The following is a 16974-nucleotide window of genomic DNA, read 5'->3' on the forward strand; positions in this document are numbered from 1 at the left end:
GGAGAAAGATGGATACCACTTCGACCACCGTCACCGGCAAGGACCGCTACAAGTCCGGCGTCATGGAATACAAGAAGATGGGCTACTGGGAGCCGGACTACGAGCCCAAGGAGACGGACATCATCTGCGTCTTCCGGGTGATCCCGCAGGAGGGCGTCGACCCGGTGGAGGCATCCGCCGCCGTCGCCGGCGAGAGCTCGACCGCGACCTGGACCGTGGTGTGGACCGACCGTCTGACGGCCGCCGAAAAGTACCGCGCCAAGTGCTACCGCGTCGATCCGGTGCCGGGCGCCGAGGGCCAGTACTTCGCCTATATCGCCTACGATCTCGACCTCTTCGAGCCGGGCTCGATCTCCAACTTGACGGCCTCCATCATCGGCAACGTCTTCGGCTTCAAGCCCCTGAAGGGCCTGCGCCTGGAGGACATGCGGCTGCCGGTCGCCTATGTGAAGACCTTCCAGGGTCCGGCCACGGGCATCGTCGTGGAGCGCGAGCGCCTCGACAAGTTCGGCCGTCCGCTTCTCGGCGCCACCGTCAAGCCGAAGCTCGGCCTTTCTGGCCGCAATTACGGGCGCGTCGTCTACGAGGCGCTTAAGGGCGGCCTCGACTTCACCAAGGACGACGAGAACATCAACTCGCAGCCCTTCATGCACTGGCGCGAGCGCTTCCTCTACTGCATGGAGGCCGTCAACAAGGCGCAGGCCGCCACCGGCGAGATGAAGGGCACCTACCTCAACGTCACCGCGGCCACCATGGAGGACATGTACGAGCGCGCCGAATTCGCCAAGGAACTCGGTTCCTGCATCGTCATGATCGACCTCGTGATCGGCTATACGGCGATCCAGTCCATGGCCAAATGGGCCCGCAAGAACGACATGATCCTGCATCTGCATCGTGCCGGCCACTCCACCTATACGCGCCAGAAGACGCACGGCGTCTCCTTCCGCGTCATCGCCAAGTGGATGCGCCTTGCCGGCGTCGACCACATCCATGCCGGCACCGTCGTCGGCAAGCTGGAAGGCGACCCGGCGACGACCAAGGGCTATTACGACATCTGCCGCGAGGAGTTTAATCCGCAGGCGCTGCAGAACGGCCTCTTCTTCGACCAGCCCTGGGCCTCGCTCAACAAGCTGATGCCGGTCGCTTCCGGCGGCATCCATGCCGGCCAGATGCACCAGCTCATCGACCTTCTCGGCGAGGACGTGGTGCTGCAGTTCGGCGGCGGCACGATCGGCCATCCGATGGGCATCGCGGCCGGCGCCACGGCCAACCGCGTGGCGCTCGAGGCGATGATCCTCGCCCGCAACGAGGGCCGCGACATCCTCGCCGAGGGTCCGGAGATCCTGCAGACCGCGGCCAAGACCTGCCAGCCGCTGCAGCAGGCGCTCGAGACCTGGAAGGACGTCACCTTCAACTACGCCTCCACCGACACGCCGGACTTCGTGCCGACGGCGACGGCGGCCTGAGCGAAACCGAGATCAGAGGATTTTGATGATGCGTATCACACAGGGCGCCTTTTCCTTCCTGCCCGACCTCACGGACGAGCAGATCACCAAGCAGGTGCAATACTGCCTGGACAACGGCTGGGCGGTGAACATCGAGTTCACCGACGACCCGCATCCCCGCAACACCTACTGGGACATGTGGGGCCACCCGATGTTCGACATCGCCGATGCGGCCGGCGTCATGATGGAGCTTGCCGATTGCCGCAAGGTCTATGGCGACCGCTACATCCGCCTGTCGGCCTTCGATGCCACCCATGGCTGGGAATCGGTGAAGCTCTCCTTCATCGTCAACCGGCCGAAGGAGGAGCCGGGCTTCCGCCTGGAGCGCCAGGAAGATGCCGGCCGCATGGTCCGCTACACGACCAAGCCCTACGCGGCCGACAAGCCGGAAGGCGGGCGCTACGCCTGACGGCGTGCGACATGAACATGGCGCCGCGCCCCGGCAAGGGCGCGGCGTCCGACGGCCTTGAGGATCGGGTGGTGGAATGAACGACGAAGCTGAGACCGGAACCGGCGAGGCGGCCCCGCCCGCCACCGCCATCGACCTTCACCGCGAATTCGAGGAATCGGGCGTCGGCGACGTCCTGCGCGAGCTCGACGAGACGCTCGTCGGCCTTGCTCCCGTCAAGAAGCGCATCCGCGAGACCGCCGCTCTGCTGCTCGTGGAGCGCGCCCGCCAGCAGCTCGGTCTCGCCTACGAGCCGCCGACGCTGCATATGAGCTTCACCGGCAATCCCGGCACCGGCAAGACGACCGTGGCGCTGAGGATGGCCAACCTGCTCCACAAGCTCGGCTATATCCGCAAGGGGCACCTCGTCTCCGTCACCCGCGACGATCTCGTTGGCCAGTATATCGGCCACACGGCGCCGAAGACGAAGGAAGTCCTGAAGAAGGCGATGGGCGGCGTCCTCTTCATCGACGAGGCCTACTATCTCTATCGCCCCGAGAACGAGCGCGACTACGGCCAGGAATCGATCGAGATTCTCCTTCAGGTGATGGAGAACCAGCGTGAGGATCTCGTGGTCATTCTCGCCGGCTATGCCGACAAGATGGACAAGTTCTTCTCCTCCAATCCGGGCTTCCGTTCGCGCATTGCCCACCACATCGACTTCCCCGATTATTCCAACGAGGAACTTCTCAGGATCGCGGAGATGATGCTGAAGGCGCAGAACTACGATCTGACGCCGGATGCGCGCGAGACGCTGATCCGCTATATCGACCGCCGCCGCCAGCAGCCGCATTTCGCCAATGCGCGCTCGGTCAGGAACGCGCTCGACCGGGCGCGCCTGCGCCAGGCGAACCGCCTCTTCGAGCGCATGGACCGGCCGGTGACGGCCGAGGATCTTTCCCTGATTTCGCCCGAAGACATCAATGTGAGCCGCGTCTTCTCGATCCCGACGGACGAGGAACGCAGCCAGCAGGAGGCCTCATGAGCGACGTACTGATTGCCCCTTCGATCCTCTCGGCCGATTTCGCCAGGCTCGGCGAGGAGGTGGCCGCCGTCGACCGCGCCGGCGCCGACTGGATCCATCTCGACGTGATGGACGGGCATTTCGTGCCGAACATCACCTTCGGCCCGCCCGTCATCAAGGCGCTGCGCGCCTCCTCGCCCAAGGTGTTCGACTGCCACCTGATGATCGCGCCGGCGGATCCCTTCCTTGAGGCCTTCGCCGAGGCGGGCTGCGAATACATCACCGTGCATCAGGAGGCCGGCCCGCATCTCGACCGCTCTTTGCAGGCGATCCGCAATCTCGGCGTCAAGGCCGGCGTCTCGCTCAATCCCTCGACGCCGGAGACGACGCTCGAATACGTGCTCGACCGTCTCGACCTCATTCTCCTGATGAGCGTCAACCCGGGCTTCGGCGGTCAGGCCTTCATTCCCTCCGTCGTGGAAAAGGTGCGCCGCGTGAAGGCGATGATTGGCGATCGCGACATCCGCATCGAGATCGATGGCGGCGTCACCCCGCAGACCGCGCCGGCGCTCGCCGAAGCGGGGGCGGACGTGCTCGTCGCCGGCTCGGCGGTTTTCAAGGGTGGCCACGAGGACGCCTATCGTGAGAACATCGCCGCAATACGTCAGGCGGCGGAGGGTGCGCTCCGCAAGGCCGCCTAGGGAGGTTTTGCATGGCAGCCACTGCCGGCATCTGCGATTTTGGCTGGAAGGCCCCCGATTTTTCCCTGAAGGCGACCGATGGGAGCACCTATTCGCTGGCCGATGTCGCCGGCGAGAAGGGCACGCTCGTCGCCTTCATCTGCAACCATTGCCCCTATGTGAAGGCGATCATCGACCGGCTGGTCCGCGACGCGCTGGAGCTGGAAGCCTACGGCGTCAAGACCGTCGCCATCTGCTCCAACGATGCCGAGACCTACCCGGAGGATTCCTTCGAGAAGATGGCGGAGTTCGCCAGGGAGCACGGCTTTCATTTCCCCTATCTGCATGACGAGGACCAGGCCGTGGCGCGTGCCTGGGATGCGGTCTGCACACCCGATTTCTTCGGCTTCAACGCCGATATGGAGCTCCAGTACCGCGGCCGGCTCGATGCCTCCCGCAAGGAGGCCGGTCCGAGCGAGGCCCCGCGCGAGCTCTTTGCGGCGATGAAGTCCGTCGCCGAGACGGGCAAGGGCCCGGCCGAGCAGATCCCTTCCATGGGCTGCTCCATCAAGTGGAAGGCCGCCTGATGGTGGCGGCCACCTGGCCGAGGGCGATCCTCTTCGATCTCGACGGCACGCTCGTCGATTCCGTCCCCGATCTTGCCGGGGCGCTGAATGCGCTGCTGGACGAAGAAAGCCTTGTCGCCATCCCCGAGGAGGAGGTGCGCGGCATGGTCGGCAACGGGGTGGAAAAGCTCGTGGAGCGCGGCTTTGCGGCCCGCGGCCGGGATCTCGCGGGCGAGGCGCTTGCCGAGATGACGCGACTCTTCATGGCGCTTTACGAACCGCGCGCCACCTTGCGCACGCGCCTTTACCCGGGCGTCGCCGAGACGCTTCAGAGCCTGCGCTCGGAGGGCATCGCGCTCGCCGTCCTCACCAACAAGCCGGCCGAGCCGACCCGCCTCATCCTCGAGGGGCTGCGCATCGCGCCCTGCTTCACCGCCGTCATCGGCGGCGACAGCGGCCTGCCGAAGAAGCCCGACCCCGCCGTCATCCATGCCGCGCTCAAGATGCTCGGCGTGTCGGAGGAAGAGGCGCTGATGGTGGGCGACAGCCCGGCGGATGTGGGCGCGGCCCGCAACGCCGGTATCCCGGTCGTCGTCGTCAGCTACGGCTATACCCATGTGCCGGCTGGCGAACTCGGCGCCGATCATGTCGTCGACACCCTCACCGAGATCGCCACGGCGATCCGCATCATGCGCCAGGCCGCCTGAGAAGATGGAAATGTCCGAAAGACCGGTCGCCGAAGAGGGCCTTCTGAAGCTTCACCGCAACGGACCCGTCCTCTTCGTCGCCCTGCATCGGCCGCGCAAGCGCAACGCCCTCAACGATCGCGCGGTGCTGGAGCTGGAAGCCTGCTTCGCGGGCCTCGACCCGCAGGTAAGGGCGGTGGTGCTCTATGGCACCGGCGATCATTTCTGTGCCGGGCTCGACCTTTCCGAATTGTCGGAGCGCGACGTCGCGGAGGGAATTGCCCATTCCTCCATGTGGCACAGGGCCTTCCAGCGGATCGAGTTCGGCGCCGTCCCGGTCGTCGCGGTCCTGCATGGCGCCGTGATCGGCGGCGGGCTGGAACTAGCCGCGGCCTGCCATATCCGCATCGCCGAGGAGGGCGCCTATTACGCCCTGCCGGAGGGCCAGCGGGGCATCTTCGTCGGAGGCGGCGGCTCGGTGCGTCTGCCGCGCCTCATCGGCGCCGCGCGCATGGCCGACATGATGCTGACCGGCCGCACCTACGATGCGGCGGAAGGTGAGCGCGTCGGCTTCTCGCAATATCTCGTGCGCAGGGGCGAGGGCCTCGCCAAGGCGCGTCTTGTCGCCGAGGCGATCGCGGCCAACGCGCCGATCACCAATTTCGCCGTCGTCCAGGCGCTGCCGCGCATTGCTGCGGCCGATCCAGCCACCGGCTACATGATGGAATCGCTCGTCTCCGCGATCGCCCAGAACGAGCCGGAGGCGAAGGCCCGCATCCGCGACTTCCTTGCCGGCAAGGCGAAGAAGACGACCGTCTGAGCGGTGCGGCGAATTTCGCCGGCGGCACGGCTGGCATTCGCGGCGGAGCCGGCTATAAGGCGAAAGTCATTTTCATATTTAAGGCCGCTGGCCGTAGCGACGAGGGATTTGCTCCATGTACATCGCCATGAACCGCTTCAAGGTGCGCACCGACGCGGCGGAGGATTTCGCCGAGGTCTGGCGGAGCCGCGACTCGCAGCTCTCCAAGGTGCCGGGTTTCGTCGAGTTCCATCTCTTGAAGGGCCCGGAGCGCGAGGACCACATCCTGTTTGCCTCGCATACCGTCTGGCGCTCGCATGCCGATTTCGAGAACTGGACGAAGTCGGAGCATTTCCGCAAGGCCCATGCCGGGGCGGGCGATCGCAAGCCGCTCTATCTGGAGCACCCCCAATTCGAGGGTTTCGAGGTCATGGAAGGCATTTCCTGACGCCGCTTCGCTTCGTCCACTGGCTGCGATGAGCCTCCTCTGCTAGGGCCGGCTCAACCAGCCGGGACGACAGGAGAGGAAACCGTGGCCGAAAGACCGCTTGCGCAGAAGACGATCGGCCTCCTCGGCGGCTCGAGCAATGTTGCCACAGGGCATTACTATCGTTTCCTGAATCAGATTGTGAACGAGCGTCTCGGCGGCTGGGACATCGCCGAGACGATGATTGCCGGCATGAATTTCGGCAATATCGAGGCCTTTCTGCGGGCCGACGACTGGGCCGCGCTCGAGACCTATATGGCGAGGAAGGTCGACGGCCTCATCGCTGCCGGCGCGGACGTGCTGCTTTCCGTTTCCAACACGCTGCACAAGCCGCTGGAGCCGATCCTCACCACGCGGAAGATCGACTTCATCCATATCGTCGATCCGACCGGCGAGGCGATCGCGAAGGCGGGGCTGAAGCGCGTCGCGCTCTTCGGCACCCGGCCGATCATGCAGCTCGACTATGCCCGCCGCCGCTACGAGGAGAAGTTCGGGCTGGAAATCCTCGTGCCGGACGAAGCCGAGCAGGTGGAGATCGACCGCATCATCTTCGACGAGCTCGTCAAGGACGTCGTGCGCCCGCAGTCGAAGGCACGTTATCTGGAGATCGCCGCGCGCCTTCAGCGCGAAGCGGGCGCCGAGGGCCTCATCCTCGGCTGCACGGAGATCTTCCTGTTGATCGACCAGCCGGACCGGCCGGATTTTCCGATGTTCAACACCACCCGGCTGCATTGCGAGGCGGCGGTCGATTATGCGCTGCAAGCGGCCCCGCGAGAGTGAGGCCTGGGGGAGGGGAGGCGAGAGATGTCGCTTTGGGGCGCGAAGCCGCGCTGGCTCACCTTTGACTGCTACGGCACGCTGATCCAGTGGGACGAGGGGCTCCTTGCCGCCGTCGCCGATATCCTGCGGCGGGGCGGGCGCGGCGATGTCGACCCGCACAAGGTGCTTCTCGCCTATGACGCGATCGAACATGAGCTGGAGCAGACGCCGCCCTTCCGCAAGTTTCGCGACATCGTCGGCGAGAGCCTGAAGAGCGCGATGGCCGAGGTCGATGTGGAGATCGGCCCTGCCGAGGTCGGCTTCCTGACCGACCGCATCGCGGCGATGTCGCCTTTTCCGGAAACCGTGCCGACGCTGAAGGAACTGAAGCGCGCCGGCTACCGGCTGTGCATCGTCTCCAACACGGAAGACAGCGTCATCGCGGGCAACGTCGCCCAGCTCGGCGGCACGATCGACCGCGTCGTGACGGCCGAGCAGGCCAAAGCCTACAAGCCCGACGAGGCGCTCTTCCGCCATGCATGGCGCAGCATCGGCGCGCGGCCGGAGGAGGTCGTGCATATCTGCGCCTCGCCGCGGCTCGACCTGGCCGCCGCGCGCGAACTCGGCTTCCGCTGCGTGTGGATCGACCGCGGCACCGGCCGCGAGCCCTTGCCCGATTATGCGCCGGACGCGGTCCTTTCGGACCTGGCCGGCGTTCCGGAGCTTTTCGCCGAGGCCGGCTGGGATTGAGCCGGCCCGTACCCGCTATCGCGGCGGCTCGCGCACGAAGAGGAGCGCCGCGATGCCGAGTACGAAGAAGCCGAGGATCGAGGCCATGCCGGCGCGCTGGCTGTCATAGGCCTGCGTGACGAGGGCGAGCACCAAGGGGCCGATGAAGGCGGTGACGCGGCCCGAAAGCGAATAGAGGCCGAACATCTGCGCCTCCATCCCCTCCGGCACCAGCCGCGCCATGAAGGAGCGGCTCGCCGACTGCGCTGGGCCGATGAAAACCCCGAGCGCCAGCCCGCCTGCCCAGAAGACGGTCTTGTCGGTGGTCGCGACGAGCAGCGTGCCGATCGCCAGCAGCGCGACGAGGGCAAGGAGGATCGTCTTCTTCGGGCCGAGCCGGTCGTCGATCCAGCCGAAGGTGGCGGCGCCGATGCCGGCCGTCAGGTTGACCCCGATGGCCAGAAGCGTGATCTCGTCGAGCCCCATGCCGAAGGTGCCGGCCGCATAGACGCCGGCGAAGGCGAAGAGCGTTCCAAAGCCGTTGGCCGAAAACAGCCAGGAGACGAGCAGCCAGACGATGTTCCTGTGCTGCCCGAGATTGCGCAGCGTCGCGGCGAGGGTTCTGAGGCCGGAGAAGATCGCCCCGCGCATCGGCAGCGGCCCCTTCGGCCGGTCCTGCGTGAAGAGGAAGAGCGGTAGGGAGAAGAGAGCGAACCACAGCCCCGCCAGCACCGCCGTCGCGCGCACCGACTGAAGGCCGCCGTCGCTGTCGAGGAATTTGAGCGGCGCGTCCTCGCGCACGAAGAAGACCAGCGCGGCGATGAGCGAGAGCATGCCGCCGGCATAGCCGAGACCCCAGGCCCAGCCGGAAATCCGTCCGACGCGCTCGCGCGAGGCAAGGCCCGGCAGCATGGAATTGTAGAACACCCAGGCGAGTTCGGAGGAAACCAGCGCCGCGCCGACGAGGATAAGAGCCGGCCAGACGGTCTCCGGCTCCGGCGCGACGAAATAAAGCCCGCAGGAAAGCACGGCCGTGACGGCGGTGAAGGTGGCGATCCACGGCTTTCGCCGCCCGCCGCGATCGGCGATCGAGCCGAGGATCGGGCTCGCCACCGCGACGCAGAAGGCGGCGATGCTCGTCATGTGGCCCCACAGCACCGTGCCCTCGGTCGCATCGGGCGCCACGGCGCGGATGAAGTAGGGGGCGAAGATGAAGGTGGTGACGATCGTCCCGAAGGCGCTCTGCGCGAAGTCGTAGAAGCACCAGGCGAAGACGCCTCTTCGGGCAGCTCTTTCGCCGAAACGTGCCGGCGCGGTTCTGTCGGGAGCCTGCATCGCACAGGACTGCCACGCCGCGCCGGCTTTGACAAAGCCGAAAGCCCCGTCAGGCGGCGGGCGGCGCCGTCGTCTCGCGCACCAGAAGCGGCGCCTCAAGCTCCCGGCTCGCCACCGGCACGCCGTCGCCGATGGCCGACAGGATCGCCCTGGCGGCCAGATGGCCCATCGCCGAGGCCGGCACGTCGATGGTCGTCAGCGCCGGGCGGATATGCTCGGTCAAGGGCAGATTGTCGAAGCCGGTGATGGAGAGCGCCTCCGGCACCGGGATCTTCCGCTCCATCGCCTCCAGCAGGACGCCGAGCGCGATGACGTCGTTGCCGCAGATGAGCGCCGTCGGCAGCGTGCCGGCTTCCACGAACTCGCCGAGCACGCGCCGTCCCTCCCGCACCGAGTAGCGGATCTCGGTGGTTGCGGCTTCCTCCAGCGCGAGCCCGTGCGCGGCGAGGCGCTCGCGGACCCCGATGGCGCGCTCGCGCACCCGGTCGTTGCCCTCGGCGATGCCGGAGACGAGGCCGATGCGGCGATGGCCGAGGCCGACGAGATGATCGGCGAGGGCGGCGCCCGCCCGGCGGTTGGAAAAGCCGATGTTGGGAAGCTGCAATTGCGGCTCCCAGGCCCAGGTGTTGACGTAGTTGGTGCGGGTACGCGCCAGGAGCTCGTAGACGGCCTCGCTATGGGCGTTGCCGATCAGGAGGAGGCCTTCCACGCCGCGCTCCAGAAGGCGGCGGACGAGGACTTCCTCGGCGCCGAGGTCGTAATTGGAAACCGCGAGAAGCAATGTGTAGTTGCTCGCCTGGATCTCGCGCTCGAAAGCGTTCGTGCAGGCGGCGAAGATGGCGTTGTTGAGCGTGGGGACCACCGCGCCGAGCGTGAAGGTACGGTTGGAGGCAAGCGCGCGGGCGGCCGCATGCGGGTAATAGCCGAGCTGCTCGATCACCGCTTCGACGCGCGCGCGCAGCGCCGGCTTCACCAGCGGAGAGCCGTTCAGGACCCGCGAAACGGTCGCCGTCGACACCCCCGCCTTGCGGGCGATGTCCAGTTGGGTTGGCTGCTTTTCGGCTTCGTCAACCATGCAAATTGCCCCGACAGCGATTGACAGGCGCGTCGTCCTGGATCAGTCTTGTAGAAAATGTAAGCGCATACAAAACAAAAAGCGAGCGCTTGTCGGGGAGGAGAGAAGGGCGCCGAAAGGCTTTCCTGCGGCGTTTCCGCCTCTTCCCGCCAGCCGTCTCGCAGCGCTGCGCAGGGAGGAATGCAGTCCGATGAGCATCACGCTCATTCTCTTCTGGATCACGTTCGGCCTCTTTGCCGCCGACGTCGTGCTCGGCAAGCTCGGCGTGATGACCGGAGGCGAGGTGGGCGAGTTCCTCCCCGACGTGCCGCATTTCCTGCTGCTTGCCCTTTCCGCCGTCTTCCTCACCGCCGCAGGCCTGCAGCGCGAGGCGCGGCGCGATGCCGAGGCTCCGCCCGGCGAGGAGACCGGGCCGGGCTCGCCCCCCGAAGCCCAGGAAGAGGTCCGCTAGGACCCGACACGCAAGAAAAACGCACAACAATCCAACCGGGAGGAAAAGAATGAACGAGATGAAGGAAGGCAGGCTCGCTCGGGCGCTCCGCCAGATCGACCATATGCGTGGGCGCGACGGAGAGCCGGGCGACGAGCTCCGCTCCGCCGAGCGGCGCCGTTTTCTGAGCCTTTCGGCGAAGTTCGGCTTCACCACGGCGATGGTGGCGGCAGCCGCCGGCACCCTCTTTTCCGAAGAGGCCTCCGCCCAGACCGCTTCGGAAGAGCGCGAGCGCGAATCCGCCGCCAAGTACACGATCACGCTGGCGACCGAGTACCGTATCGGCACGACCCGCTCCTATCCGATGATCCAGCTCAACGTGAAGGAGAACCTGCAGAATTTCTCCAACGGCGCCATCTACGTGAAGCTGCAGCCGGGCGGCGCGCTCGGCACGGGCACGGCGCTCGCGCAGAAAGTTCAGGCGGGCACGGTGGAGATCGGCCAGTTCTCGCTGTCGAACTTCGCTCCCTTCGCCCCCGCGGTCGACCTCATCAACCTTCCCTACTGGTGCGGCGAGAACCAGAAGTTCGTCAATCTCATCACCAGCGACGTGTGGGAGAACCAGGTCAACAAGCTGGTGCGAGAGAAGGGCTTCGAGCCGATGTTCTACTTCTGCATCGACCCGCGCACGGCCGCCAAGCGCCGCGGCTTGTCGGACGGCCCGTTCAAGACGCCGGCCGATCTCGAAGGCATCAAGTTCCGCGTGCCGGGCTCGGAGATCCTCAAGCAGTTCTACCGCCTGCTCGGCGCCAATCCGACGCCGGTCGCCTGGGGCGAGACGCCCTCGGCGCTGAAGCAGGGCGTCGCCGATGCGCTCGATCCCTCGCTCGGCGCGCTCTACGCCTTCGGCTTCGCCGACGTCCTCTCCTGGGTCACCTTCAACCGCCCGGTGCCGGACAGCCAGGTCTACGGCATGAACAAGCAATGGTTCGACGGGCTCGACGGCGAGACCAAGGAGGCGATCAAGCAGGCCTCCGAGACCTGCCTGCAGCAGAACCTCGCCCAGGTCCCGGCCTCGCGCGCCTTCGCCATGGCGGAGATGCGCAAGGCGGGCGTGGAATTCTACGTGCCGACCGAGGACGAGCTGGCGCAGTGGAAGGACAAGGCCGGCGCGCAGCGGCCGGAATGGGACGAGATCAAGACCCAGATCCTCGGTTCGCCCGACAAGTTCCAGGCCCTCGTCGACGCCGCCAACAGCCAGGGCCGATACTACGTCAACGACGTCTGATCGAAGACCGGCCCCGCTCTTTTGCCGCAAGGCGAGGAGCGGGGCTTTCCTTTCCTCACGTGTTGGAAGCGCGCCATGGGTGATTTTCTGAGGAAGCTCGATCAGCAGGGCGAACGCTGGCTCCTGCTCGGCTTCTACACCTTCATTGTTCTCGTCATCGCCGTGGAGGTGGTGCGCCGCTTCGGGCTTTCCTATTCCAGCGTCTGGGGCGAGGAGACGGCGCGTTTCGCCTTCATCTACCTCGTCTGGATCGGCGCGGCCTCCGCCGTGCGCGAGCGCGCCCATATCCGCATCGACGTCCTCTCCGACCTGCTGCCGCCGCGCGGCACCGCCTTCCTCTACATGTTCGGCGATATCCTGACGCTCGCCCTGGCCTGCGTGGCGATCTACTGGACGATCTCGCCGGTGCTGGTCTCCATCGAATACGATTCCGTGACGGACGGCCTGCGGATCACCCGCGCCTGGTTCCTCGTCGCGGTTCCCTTCGGCTTCATGCTCGTCGCCCTGCGCACCATCCAGTCCATGCTGCGCGATATCGGCGATCTGCGCTCCGGTCGTCCCCCCTATCGCGGAGAGAGGCTCTACGACTGATGCTGTACCAGGTCCCCGGCGCCACGCTCGAGCTCGGCTGGAGCATCATCGGCCCGCTTCTCATGGTGGTGGTGCTGCTCGGCCTTGCCGTCCCCGTCTGGGTGGCGCTCGGCATCGGCTCCGTCACGCTCCTCTGGGTCACCGGCGTCCTGCCGATGTCGCTCTTCGGCGAGGCGCTCTTCGACGGCGTCGACGCTTTCGCGCTCATCGCCATCCCGCTCTACATCCTGACCGGCGATGCGCTGGTGCGATCCGGGCTTTCCAACAAGCTGATCGACATCGCCGAGGCGACGATGGGCTCGCTGCGCTCCGGGCTCGGCACCTCCACCGTGCTCGGCTGCGGCTTCTTTTCCTGCATTTCCGGCTCGGACGCCGCCGGCGCCGCCGCCGTCGGTCGCATCACCTACCACCGGCTGCTGCAGCGCGGCTATCCGCCGGCCTATGCCTGCGCGCTCATCGCCTCCGGCTCATGCACCGGCATCCTGATCCCGCCCTCGATCGCCTACATCATCATCGGCCTGGTGCTGGGGATCTCCGCCTCCACCCTCTTCCTCGCCGCCGCCGTGCCGGGCGTTCTCATCATGGTCTCCATCATGGTGACCAACGTCGTCCTGAACCGGATCAACGGCTACGAGAACTCCGACGATCGTTTCTCCTTCCGCCGCTGGCTGAGGGCGCTCTGGGACGGCCGCTACGCCCTCGCCATTCCCTGCATCATCTGGGGCGGCATCTATTCGGGCGTCTTCACGCCGACGGAGGCGGCGGCCGCCGCCGTGGTGGTGACCGTCGCCATCGGCTTCTGGCAGGGCACGCTGACGCTGGCGGACTTCCCGAAGATGCTGGAATCCTCCGCCAAGGTGAACGGCGTCATCGTGCCGATCATCGCCTTCGCCCTGCCGCTCGCGCAGGTCTTTTCCGCCCTCGATGTGCCGCAGGCTGTGGTCCAGCAGATCACCGAAGTGACCTCGAACCCGTCGATCATCATCCTGTTGATGCTCGGCGTCTTCATCCTCGCCGGATGCGTCATGGAGACGACGCCCAACATCGTCGTCCTGGCGCCGATCATGCTGCCGGTCGCCCAGGAGATCGGCATGGACCCGATCCATTTCTGCATCTTCATGGTGACCGCGCTCGGCGTCGGCTTCATCACCCCGCCGCTCGGGCTCAACCTCTTCGTCCTGTCGGGGCTGACGGGGGTGAAGATCCTGCCCATCGCCTCCCGTGCGGTGCCTTACGTCCTTTCCATGCTCTTTGTGGTGCTCCTCCTCGCCTTCATTCCGGCGCTGTCGATGTGGGCGCTGCGCTGAGCGAGCCACCGCAAGGTTGAACCCACTAGAAGGTTGAACCCATCAGAAGGTTGAACGATGACGATTGAATACCTGAAGCGCGCCACCAAGACCGCCGCCACCGACGAGGCCGATGTGCGCGCCATCGTCCAGGAGATGCTCTCCGAGATCGAGGCGGGCGGCGAAGAAAAGGTCGCCGAATACGCCGCAAAGCTCGACAAGTGGGAGGACGAGATCGTCGTCTCCGCCGAGGACCGCGCCGCCGCCGCGGCCAAGGTTCCGCAGAAGCTGAAGGACGACATCGCCTTTTCCCACGACAAGGTGAGACGCTTCGCCGAGGCGCAGCGTGCGGCGATCCGAGACACCGAAATCGAACTCGCGCCGGGCCTCGTCGCCGGCCATCGCAACATCCCGATGATGGCGGCCGGCTGCTACGTGCCGGGCGGGCGCTACAACCATGTCGCTTCCGCCATCATGTCGGTGACGACGGCCAAGGTCGCCGGTGTCGACAACGTCATCGCCTGTTCGCCCCCGCGGCCGGGCATCGGCGTCAATCCGGGCGTGCTCTACGCCCTCGATCTGTGCGGCGCCGACACGGTGCTGGCGCTTGGCGGCGTGCAGGGCATCGCCGCGCTCGCCTTCGGCCTCTACACCGGCCATCCGGCCGACATCCTGGTCGGTCCCGGCAACCAGTTCGTCGCCGAGGCGAAGCGCATTCTCTATGGCCGCGTCGGCATCGACATGTTCGCCGGCCCTTCCGAAATCCTGGTCATCGCCGATGAGACCGCGGATCCGGAGATCGTCGCAGCCGACCTCGTCGGGCAGGCCGAGCACGGCTACAATTCGCCGGCCTGGCTTATTACGACCTCGCGCGATCTGGCCGAAAAGGTGATGGAAATGATGCCGGCCCTGATCGCCGACCTGCCGGAAGTGAATGCGAAGAACGCCGAGGCCGCCTGGGATTCCTATGGCGAGGTGGTTCTCGTCGGCAGCCGCGAGGAGGCGGTGAAGGTCTCCGACGACTACGCCTCCGAGCATCTGGAAGTGCATTGCGCCGATCTCGACTGGTGGCTTGCTCATCTCCGGAACTACGGCTCGCTCTTCCTCGGCGAGGAGACGACCGTCGCCTTCGGCGACAAGACCTCGGGCCCGAACCACATCCTGCCGACCAAGGGCGCGGCGCGCTACACCGGCGGCCTTTCCGTCGGCAAGTTCCTGAAGACGGTCACCTGGCAGCGCATGAGCCGCGAGGCGAACCGCGAGATCGGCGCGGTCGCCGCCCGCATCTCGCGGCTGGAAGGCATGGAAGGCCATGCCCGGACCTCCGATATCCGCCTCGCCAAGTGGTTTCCCGGCGAGAATTTCGACCTCGACGCGGCGGAATGAGTGTGAGCGATTTCCTTTCCGACCTCTTCTCGCTGAACGGCAGGACGGCGCTCGTCACGGGCGCTTCCTCCGGGATCGGCCGGCACATGGCCAAGACCCTGGCGCGGGCCGGCGCCTCGGTCATCTGCGTGGCACGGCGTCAGGAGGCGCTCTCGGCGCTGGTGGACGAGATCGCCGCGGCGGGCGGGACCGCCACCGCGCTCACCGCCGACCTTCTCGACGGGGGCGCCGTGGAAGCGCTCGGCGCGCGCGCGGGCGATGCGTTTGGCTCGCCGACGATCCTCGTCAACGCCGCCGGCATCAATCTGCGCGAGCCGCCGGCCGCGGTTTCCTTCGAGAGCTGGAACCAGACGCTGCATCTCAATCTGGGGGTGCCGTTTTTCCTCGCCCGCGCGCTCGTGCCCGGCATGGTGGCCAGCGGCGGCGGCTCCATCATCAACATCGCCTCGCTGCAATCCTTCCGCGCCTTCGCCAACGGCATGGCCTACGGCGCCTCCAAGGGCGGCATCGCTCAGCTCACCCGGGCGATGGCGGAGGCCTGGTCGCGGAACGGCGTCAGGGCGAACGCGATCACGCCCGGCTTCTTCCCGACCGAGCTGACCGGGCCCGTCTTTTCCGATCCCGAGCTTCTCCAGCACCATGCGGAGGCGACGGCCATCGGCCGCAACGGCGAGCTCGCCGATCTCAACGGCATCACGGTCTTCCTTGCCGCGCCGGCCTCCGCCTACATCACCGGCCAGGTGATCGGCGTCGAGGGCGGCTATCTCGCCAAGTGACACTGAGGACAGGATGAAGGCCCTCATCTATACCGGCCCGGAAACGCTCGCCTTCGGCGAGGCGGCCGATCCGCGCCCCGGCAACGACGAAGTGGTCGTCGGCGTCGATGCCGTCGGCATCTGCGGCTCGGACATGCATGCCTATCTCGGCCATGACGAACGCCGTCCGGCACCGCTGACGCTCGGCCACGAGGCCGCCGGCGTCATCCTGGAAGGGCCGGGGGAGGGAAGGCGGGTCACCGTCAATCCGCTCGTCACCTGCATGGCCTGTCCGGCCTGCCTGTCGGGCCGCACCAATCTCTGCCCGGATCGGCAGATCCTCTCCATGCCGCCCCGCCAGGGGGCCTTCGCGGAGAGGATCGTCATCCCCGAGCGCAATCTCCTGACGGTGCCGGAGGGCTTTGCCCTCGACAAGGCGGCGCTGTGCGAGCCGCTCGCCTGTTCATGGCATGCGGTGAAGCTCGCCGCCGCCTCCTCCTTCGTACCGCCGGCCGCGGCAAGCGCCCTCGTCATCGGCGGCGGGCCGATCGGTATCGGCGCCGCCCTCTCGCTTGCCGCCTTTGGCGCGGGAAAGATCGCCATCGTGGAGCCGAACGCGCTCCGCCGCCCGGTGCTGGAGGCGGCGGGCGACTTTTCCGTCGTCGCTTCGGTGGAGGCGGGCGCGTTCTTCGACATCGTCGTCGACGCCTATGGCGGCGAGGCCTCGCGCGCCGTCGCCAGCGAGGCGGTGAGGCCGGGCGGTGTCGTCGTCCATGTCGGGCTGGCGAGCGCCTCGGGCGGCGTCAACGTGCGCCGCGTCACCTTGCAGGAAGTCAGCTTCCTCGGCAGCTACTGCTACACGATGACGGATTTCGCCGAGACCTTCGCGGCGATGGTGGCCGGCCGGCTCGGCCCGCTCGACTGGTTCGACGCCCGCCCGCTCGCCGAGGGCGGGGCCGCCTTTGCCGATATCCGCGCCGGCTGCAACGCCCTGCCGAAGATCATCCTGCGCCCCGCCGGCTGAGGCCGACCGGGCGAGGGGGTTTGTCGCTTCGCGCGTCTGATGGCAAAAGGGCGCCATGAGCGCCATCACAGCCAACCTTTCCGGCCCCTATAGCGGCGCCGCCCCGGCGGCGCGCTTCGCCGTCGCGCCCATGATGGATTGGACGGATTTTTCGAAAAGAATAACAAAATCAGCAGCTTGA

20 protein-coding genes are annotated in these 16974 nt (G+C 66.7%); 18 read left to right on the forward strand and 2 right to left on the reverse strand.

Features of this window, described 5'->3' with window-relative positions; genetic code table 11:
- Window positions 1-8: 8 nt before the first annotated feature.
- From CLD20_RS12350 to CLD20_RS12395, 10 genes are all read left to right on the forward strand, one after another.
- Window positions 9-1466, forward strand: a complete 1458-nt coding sequence (locus tag CLD20_RS12350) for a form I ribulose bisphosphate carboxylase large subunit (protein WP_224406949.1) — start codon at window positions 9-11, stop codon at window positions 1464-1466.
- Between the two features lie 28 nt (window positions 1467-1494).
- On the forward strand, window positions 1495-1914 hold the full coding sequence (locus tag CLD20_RS12355) for a ribulose bisphosphate carboxylase small subunit (RefSeq protein WP_224406950.1): 420 nt from the start codon (window positions 1495-1497) through the stop codon (window positions 1912-1914).
- Between the two features lie 76 nt (window positions 1915-1990).
- A complete protein-coding gene (gene cbbX, locus CLD20_RS12360; RefSeq protein ID WP_224406951.1) occupies window positions 1991-2938 on the forward strand; it encodes a CbbX protein in 948 nt (315 codons plus the stop codon).
- Window positions 2935-3618 carry a ribulose-phosphate 3-epimerase gene (gene rpe, locus CLD20_RS12365; RefSeq protein WP_224406952.1) on the forward strand — a complete coding sequence of 228 codons (684 nt, stop codon included), beginning with the start codon at window positions 2935-2937 and terminating at the stop codon, window positions 3616-3618. Before cbbX ends, rpe begins: the two co-directional genes overlap by 4 nt.
- 11 nt (window positions 3619-3629) lie before the next feature.
- Entirely contained in the window at window positions 3630-4184 is a 555-nt protein-coding gene (locus tag CLD20_RS12370) for a thioredoxin family protein (RefSeq protein ID WP_224406953.1), read from the forward strand.
- Window positions 4184-4870: a phosphoglycolate phosphatase gene (gene gph / locus CLD20_RS12375; RefSeq protein ID WP_224406954.1), complete on the forward strand. Its 687-nt coding sequence runs from the start codon at window positions 4184-4186 to the stop codon at window positions 4868-4870. Before CLD20_RS12370 ends, gph begins: the two co-directional genes overlap by 1 nt.
- Before the next feature lie 10 nt (window positions 4871-4880).
- Window positions 4881-5669: a crotonase/enoyl-CoA hydratase family protein gene (locus tag CLD20_RS12380; protein WP_224406955.1), complete on the forward strand. Its 789-nt coding sequence runs from the start codon at window positions 4881-4883 to the stop codon at window positions 5667-5669.
- Window positions 5670-5784: 115 nt separating this feature from the next.
- Entirely contained in the window at window positions 5785-6096 is a 312-nt protein-coding gene (locus tag CLD20_RS12385; protein ID WP_224406956.1) for an antibiotic biosynthesis monooxygenase, read from the forward strand.
- Between the two features lie 84 nt (window positions 6097-6180).
- Window positions 6181-6915, forward strand: a complete 735-nt coding sequence (locus tag CLD20_RS12390) for an amino acid racemase (RefSeq protein ID WP_224406957.1) — start codon at window positions 6181-6183, stop codon at window positions 6913-6915.
- A 24-nt stretch (window positions 6916-6939) separates the two neighbouring features.
- A complete protein-coding gene (locus CLD20_RS12395; RefSeq protein WP_224406958.1) occupies window positions 6940-7644 on the forward strand; it encodes a haloacid dehalogenase type II in 705 nt (234 codons plus the stop codon).
- A gap of 15 nt (window positions 7645-7659) precedes the next feature.
- On the opposite strand, the gene CLD20_RS12400 is transcribed toward CLD20_RS12395, so the two are convergent.
- Both CLD20_RS12400 and CLD20_RS12405 read right to left on the reverse strand, forming a co-directional pair.
- Window positions 7660-9057: an MFS transporter gene (locus CLD20_RS12400; RefSeq protein WP_370636878.1), complete on the reverse strand. Its 1398-nt coding sequence runs from the start codon at window positions 9055-9057 to the stop codon at window positions 7660-7662.
- Window positions 9008-10033 (reverse strand): LacI family DNA-binding transcriptional regulator, encoded by a 1026-nt coding sequence (locus tag CLD20_RS12405; protein ID WP_224406960.1) that lies wholly within the window; start codon window positions 10031-10033, stop codon window positions 9008-9010. Before CLD20_RS12405 ends, CLD20_RS12400 begins: the two co-directional genes overlap by 50 nt.
- Window positions 10034-10223: 190 nt before the next feature.
- Between CLD20_RS12405 and CLD20_RS12410 the strand changes: the two genes are divergently transcribed.
- The 8 genes from CLD20_RS12410 (at window position 10224) to CLD20_RS20220 (ending at window position 16974) form a co-directional block, all read left to right on the forward strand.
- The gene (locus CLD20_RS12410) at window positions 10224-10484 is read left to right on the forward strand and encodes a hypothetical protein (RefSeq protein ID WP_224406961.1); all 261 of its coding nucleotides are present in this window, start codon (window positions 10224-10226) and stop codon (window positions 10482-10484) included.
- 49 nt (window positions 10485-10533) lie between these two features.
- Entirely contained in the window at window positions 10534-11751 is a 1218-nt protein-coding gene (locus tag CLD20_RS12415; RefSeq protein WP_224406962.1) for a TRAP transporter substrate-binding protein, read from the forward strand.
- Between the two features lie 75 nt (window positions 11752-11826).
- Complete coding sequence (locus tag CLD20_RS12420; protein ID WP_224406963.1) at window positions 11827-12342, forward strand: TRAP transporter small permease; 516 nt, start codon at window positions 11827-11829, stop codon at window positions 12340-12342.
- Window positions 12342-13649, forward strand: coding sequence for a TRAP transporter large permease (locus CLD20_RS12425; RefSeq protein WP_224406964.1), 1308 nt, complete (start codon window positions 12342-12344; stop codon window positions 13647-13649). Before CLD20_RS12420 ends, CLD20_RS12425 begins: the two co-directional genes overlap by 1 nt.
- Before the next feature lie 57 nt (window positions 13650-13706).
- Window positions 13707-15014 carry a histidinol dehydrogenase gene (gene hisD / locus CLD20_RS12430; protein WP_224406965.1) on the forward strand — a complete coding sequence of 436 codons (1308 nt, stop codon included), beginning with the start codon at window positions 13707-13709 and terminating at the stop codon, window positions 15012-15014.
- A gap of 2 nt (window positions 15015-15016) precedes the next feature.
- Window positions 15017-15790: an SDR family oxidoreductase gene (locus CLD20_RS12435; protein ID WP_224406966.1), complete on the forward strand. Its 774-nt coding sequence runs from the start codon at window positions 15017-15019 to the stop codon at window positions 15788-15790.
- A 13-nt stretch (window positions 15791-15803) separates the two neighbouring features.
- On the forward strand, window positions 15804-16793 hold the full coding sequence (locus CLD20_RS12440) for a zinc-binding dehydrogenase (RefSeq protein WP_224406967.1): 990 nt from the start codon (window positions 15804-15806) through the stop codon (window positions 16791-16793).
- Between the two features lie 55 nt (window positions 16794-16848).
- On the forward strand, window positions 16849-16974 hold the full coding sequence (locus CLD20_RS20220; RefSeq protein ID WP_255599760.1) for a hypothetical protein: 126 nt from the start codon (window positions 16849-16851) through the stop codon (window positions 16972-16974).

The sequence above is a fragment of the Afifella sp. IM 167 genome (genome assembly GCF_020144925.1).
Lineage (GTDB): Bacteria > Pseudomonadota > Alphaproteobacteria > Rhizobiales > Afifellaceae > Afifella.

Excerpts from the sequence above, each read along its gene's own strand:
- CLD20_RS12385 (WP_224406956.1), top strand. The coding sequence starts at position 5,785 with ATGTACATCGCCATGAACCGCTTCAAGGTGCGCACCGACGCGGCGGAG.
- CLD20_RS12350 (WP_224406949.1), top strand. The coding sequence starts at position 9 with ATGGATACCACTTCGACCACCGTCACCGGCAAGGACCGCTACAAGTCC.
- CLD20_RS12395 (WP_224406958.1), top strand. The coding sequence starts at position 6,940 with ATGTCGCTTTGGGGCGCGAAGCCGCGCTGGCTCACCTTTGACTGCTAC.
- CLD20_RS12355 (WP_224406950.1), top strand. The coding sequence starts at position 1,495 with ATGCGTATCACACAGGGCGCCTTTTCCTTCCTGCCCGACCTCACGGAC.
- CLD20_RS12425 (WP_224406964.1), top strand. The coding sequence starts at position 12,342 with ATGCTGTACCAGGTCCCCGGCGCCACGCTCGAGCTCGGCTGGAGCATC.
- cbbX (WP_224406951.1), top strand. The coding sequence starts at position 1,991 with ATGAACGACGAAGCTGAGACCGGAACCGGCGAGGCGGCCCCGCCCGCC.
- CLD20_RS20220 (WP_255599760.1), top strand. The coding sequence starts at position 16,849 with ATGAGCGCCATCACAGCCAACCTTTCCGGCCCCTATAGCGGCGCCGCC.
- CLD20_RS12380 (WP_224406955.1), top strand. The coding sequence starts at position 4,881 with ATGTCCGAAAGACCGGTCGCCGAAGAGGGCCTTCTGAAGCTTCACCGC.
- CLD20_RS12420 (WP_224406963.1), top strand. The coding sequence starts at position 11,827 with ATGGGTGATTTTCTGAGGAAGCTCGATCAGCAGGGCGAACGCTGGCTC.
- CLD20_RS12410 (WP_224406961.1), top strand. The coding sequence starts at position 10,224 with ATGAGCATCACGCTCATTCTCTTCTGGATCACGTTCGGCCTCTTTGCC.
- rpe (WP_224406952.1), top strand. The coding sequence starts at position 2,935 with ATGAGCGACGTACTGATTGCCCCTTCGATCCTCTCGGCCGATTTCGCC.
- CLD20_RS12370 (WP_224406953.1), top strand. The coding sequence starts at position 3,630 with ATGGCAGCCACTGCCGGCATCTGCGATTTTGGCTGGAAGGCCCCCGAT.
- CLD20_RS12415 (WP_224406962.1), top strand. The coding sequence starts at position 10,534 with ATGAACGAGATGAAGGAAGGCAGGCTCGCTCGGGCGCTCCGCCAGATC.
- gph (WP_224406954.1), top strand. The coding sequence starts at position 4,184 with ATGGTGGCGGCCACCTGGCCGAGGGCGATCCTCTTCGATCTCGACGGC.
- hisD (WP_224406965.1), top strand. The coding sequence starts at position 13,707 with ATGACGATTGAATACCTGAAGCGCGCCACCAAGACCGCCGCCACCGAC.
- CLD20_RS12405 (WP_224406960.1), bottom strand. The coding sequence starts at position 10,033 with ATGGTTGACGAAGCCGAAAAGCAGCCAACCCAACTGGACATCGCCCGC.
- CLD20_RS12440 (WP_224406967.1), top strand. The coding sequence starts at position 15,804 with ATGAAGGCCCTCATCTATACCGGCCCGGAAACGCTCGCCTTCGGCGAG.